The sequence below is a fragment of the Chamaesiphon sp. VAR_69_metabat_338 genome (genome assembly GCF_031423935.1).
Taxonomy (GTDB): Bacteria; Cyanobacteriota; Cyanobacteriia; order Cyanobacteriales; family Chamaesiphonaceae; genus Chamaesiphon.
The window spans coordinates 1-3,372 of the sequence record NZ_JANPGM010000056.1 but is presented as its reverse complement, the minus strand read 5'-3'; the positions used below and the strand labels follow the sequence as shown (position 1 = coordinate 3,372).

3 protein-coding genes are annotated in these 3,372 nt (G+C 50.0%); 1 reads left to right on the top strand and 2 read right to left on the bottom strand.

From position 1 onward, the window contains the following. Positions 1 to 85 precede the first annotated feature (85 nt). Together RMO84_RS01765 and RMO84_RS01760 are read right to left on the bottom strand one after the other, a co-directional pair. Positions 86 to 1,465 (bottom strand): MATE family efflux transporter, encoded by a 1,380-nt coding sequence (locus tag RMO84_RS01765; RefSeq protein ID WP_310486739.1) that lies wholly within the window; start codon positions 1,463 to 1,465, stop codon positions 86 to 88. A gap of 168 nt (positions 1,466 to 1,633) precedes the next feature. Further along, positions 1,634 to 1,912 carry a YiaA/YiaB family inner membrane protein gene (locus RMO84_RS01760; protein ID WP_310486738.1) on the bottom strand — a complete coding sequence of 93 codons (279 nt, stop codon included), beginning with the start codon at positions 1,910 to 1,912 and terminating at the stop codon, positions 1,634 to 1,636. Between the two features lie 492 nt (positions 1,913 to 2,404). Between RMO84_RS01760 and rimM the strand changes: the two genes are divergently transcribed. Beyond that, positions 2,405 to 3,028: a ribosome maturation factor RimM gene (rimM, locus tag RMO84_RS01755; RefSeq protein WP_396135742.1), complete on the top strand. Its 624-nt coding sequence runs from the start codon at positions 2,405 to 2,407 to the stop codon at positions 3,026 to 3,028. Positions 3,029 to 3,372 lie beyond the last annotated feature (344 nt).

Here is a 3,372-nt window from a genome sequence, read left to right as displayed (position 1 = left end):
TGCCGCCGATTTCGACGATGTCGGCTTGAGGCAGGCGATCGATACGACTCATAGATCGAGTTTTCTTGAGGATTTCGATCTCCAGTCATTGGTATTTTCTAGATACTAAATGATGAAATCGCCAGAAAAACATCACGGCAGAAATTGCAATGCCGATCGATTGTCCCAGCCACAAACCGTTGCCGCCCAAAGCGGTATGAAATCCCAACCAATAACCGCTAGTTAAACCAACACCCCAAAATGCCAAGAAACTCAAAAACATCGGAATGCGGGTATCTTGTAAACCATAAAGAGCACCCATAATAATTTTTTGGGGGCCATCTAAAATTTGAGAAATTGCCGCAATGGTCATCATCCCTGTGGCTAAAGGCACGACATTGCGATTGCGCGGATCGCTAAGATCGATAAAAATACTGATAATTTGGTGGGGGAATAACAGCAGGATGGCGGCCATTAATAGCATAAACATTAAGCCGGTCGCCGCACCCACATACCCAGCCCGAACGGCTCCTGCTGGATTATTCTGGCCGATTTCTTGGCCGACGCGAATGGTGGCGGCGTAAGACATCGCCAACGGTACCATGAAAGTAATGGCGATCGTTTGGAGAACGACTTGATGCGCTGCTAGAACTTCAGTACCTAGCAAGCCCATTAGATAAGTGACGATCGCGAACAGTCCGATTTCTAAAGCAGTGGCAATCCCGATCGGAACGCCGACACGAATTAACGATTTCAATACGTGCCGATCGATGCGATAAATACTCTGAAAAAACCGATAAGTTTTGAGTTCCTTCTGGGTCAACATGTAGACAACTAATGCCAAAAACATCGCCCATATTGCTATGATACTAGCCACTGCTAAACCGGCAATTCCCAACTGGGGAAACCCAAATTTACCGAAGCCTAAAACATAGTCGCCGACGACATTAATTATCGTCCCCCCGATCGCGATCGCTACAATGATGCGCGTGTGCGACATCGCCGCCACGACACTCCGCAGCAGCGCAAACCCCAAGGCGGGCAAAAAGCCCCACACCATAATATCGAGATAAGTATTCCCCAAAACGACCGTCGTTTCCGCTTGCCCCAACTGCCGCATCAGGATGTCAAAATTGGCAATACAAAAGGCGATCGGGATTGTTAAACCGATCGCCAGCGCGCAGCCTTGCTGAACGACGCGTTCGACTTGCTGTTTGTCGCCCGCACCATAGGCGGTAGCCACGATCGGACTCACACCCATCAGGACGCCCGATGAGGTATAGAGAAACACGCTAAAGGTCAGGGCTGCCAATCCACCCGCCGCGAGGGTTTCTAGGCCGATCCTGCCCATCATCAGCGTATCGACAAAGCCGATCGCCGCTTGGGATAGTTGGATGCCAGCGAGGGGCATCGCGAGGGTGAGGAATGCTTTTACCTCTTGGTAAAGAGGCGATTGTTTTACCAAGAGGGTGCGCCAACGAGTCAATATCGATCTACTTTCGGTCATTTGCTCCAAAATATGGTGATGGCAAGTTACGGCTCAACCGCCAATTAGCATTCCCAGAGCGAACCCGTCGCGAGTAACGACACATCGGCAGAAGTTGCGGCTTACTCCTTTACCATACCCGATCGCCTCGATCGACGGGAGCGATCGTTATTTCAGTCCGCCATGTTGCGAGAGAATTTGTTCGACTTTGGCTTCTTCAATTTTGGAAGTTAATTTAGTAGATTCGTACAGATCTCTTTGCGTTTTGGCTAAGGTAAAAGTCGAAGCGATCGAAAAGCCCAATCCCATCCCCACAAAACCTTTGACCCACAAATCTACCGGTAGATAAATCACGCCAGTAGTAGTCATACCAACGGACAGGACAAAGGATGCCCAAGTTTGAAAAATCCACGCGTTACTATCTTTTTGAGTGCCAATTTGTTGCATCTGATTTGCTCCCGTTTTAGTTAGTTTGAAAATGATTTGTTGCTGTCGATGTCTCAATCCTAAACTGTCTAAATCTCGATCGAGCTGGGCAATGGACAGTTTTTTAACTGGCTCGATGCTTTGAAAGAGCTTGCTTGTGGTGAAATAGTTTATTTGCTTGGAGAGGGGGGAGCGGGGAGCGAAAAGTGCGGTCTTGGGGTTGCCCCTGCTTGGGTATGGGTCACGGATGGGTTCCCCATCCGACCCAACTCCGCTGTCTTGTCTTGACGCACACAACTGGGAGGAAACCTCCCAGTCGATGCGTCGCTGTCTTGTCTCGCATAATCCGGGAGGGAACCTCCCGGCTGCGAGCCGCTGGCTCACCATTTTTGTCGGGGAACCCGTCCAAAGGTGAGCCGCAAGTTGAGCACCTTTTTAAGACAGCGGGGAGCGGGGAAAGATTGTACTTTGTGGTTTAACATAAAGATCGCTCTGTCCCTCCAGCATCGATCCATGACTAATTCATCGCCCAATACACCAAAGGTTTCGATCGGGACGCCATTAGTACCGCCAGATGGGTGGATGGAAATCGGCTCGATCGTCGGTGCACAGGGAATCAAAGGCGAGGTGAAGGTGTATCCCAATTCGGACTTTCCCGAACGCTTCGAGCGCGCAGGGGAACGGTGGTTGTGGGGTACTCACGATCTCCAGCCGCGATCGATTCAACTCAAAAAAGGCTATGAAATCCCGGGCAAAGGCTTGTATGTGGTGCAACTAGAGGGAATAACCGATCGATCGCAAGCCGAAAATCTGCGGGGACAGATGTTATTACTCCCGACGAACGATCGACCGAGACTCGCACCAGGAGAGTATCACAGTCAAGATCTGATTGGTTTGCCCGTCTTTCACCAAGCGACTGGACAAGCAATTGGCAAGGTGGTCGATATTTTTACCGCCGGACATGAGATTTTGGTAGTAGACGGCTCGGCTGGTGACGATGGCACAGCCGAAGCGATGATTCCCTTTGTCAAAGAAATCGTCCCAGTTGTCGATCTCGCCAATCGACGAATCGAAATCCTTCCACCACCAGGACTACTAGAACTATATTTACCCAAGTTCGAGTTGATGGGGAAATAAATAAGTAGGTAAGCAGAATTAAATAAGATGCCAGCATCTAACTCTCCCCCAGCATCTGTCTCGACCAAAAAGAGGCATGTCACCAGACGGAAATCTCAGCGTGTGTCCTGGTAGCTTTCTCAATAATGCTGTTCATTGTTACCTGCTCTTCATCTTGACAACTTATGCCCCGTAGCAAATAAGTCACTCTTGCTTCCGCCGGGGGGTCTGGGGGTTCCCACCCCCAGACCCCCCGGCGGAAGCGGAGGAGATAAGAGACAGGAGACAAGAGACAGGAGACAGGAGATTAAGAGGTAACGATAAGATCGATCTCGCCCGATCTTACGTTGTGGACTATCCAGACT

What these genes read in the sequence shown, in the direction of transcription:
- RMO84_RS01760 (WP_310486738.1), bottom strand. Translation starts at nt 1,912, where the DNA reads ATGCAACAAATTGGCACTCAAAAAGATAGTAACGCGTGGATTTTTCAA.
- rimM (WP_396135742.1), top strand. Translation starts at nt 2,405, where the DNA reads ATGACTAATTCATCGCCCAATACACCAAAGGTTTCGATCGGGACGCCA.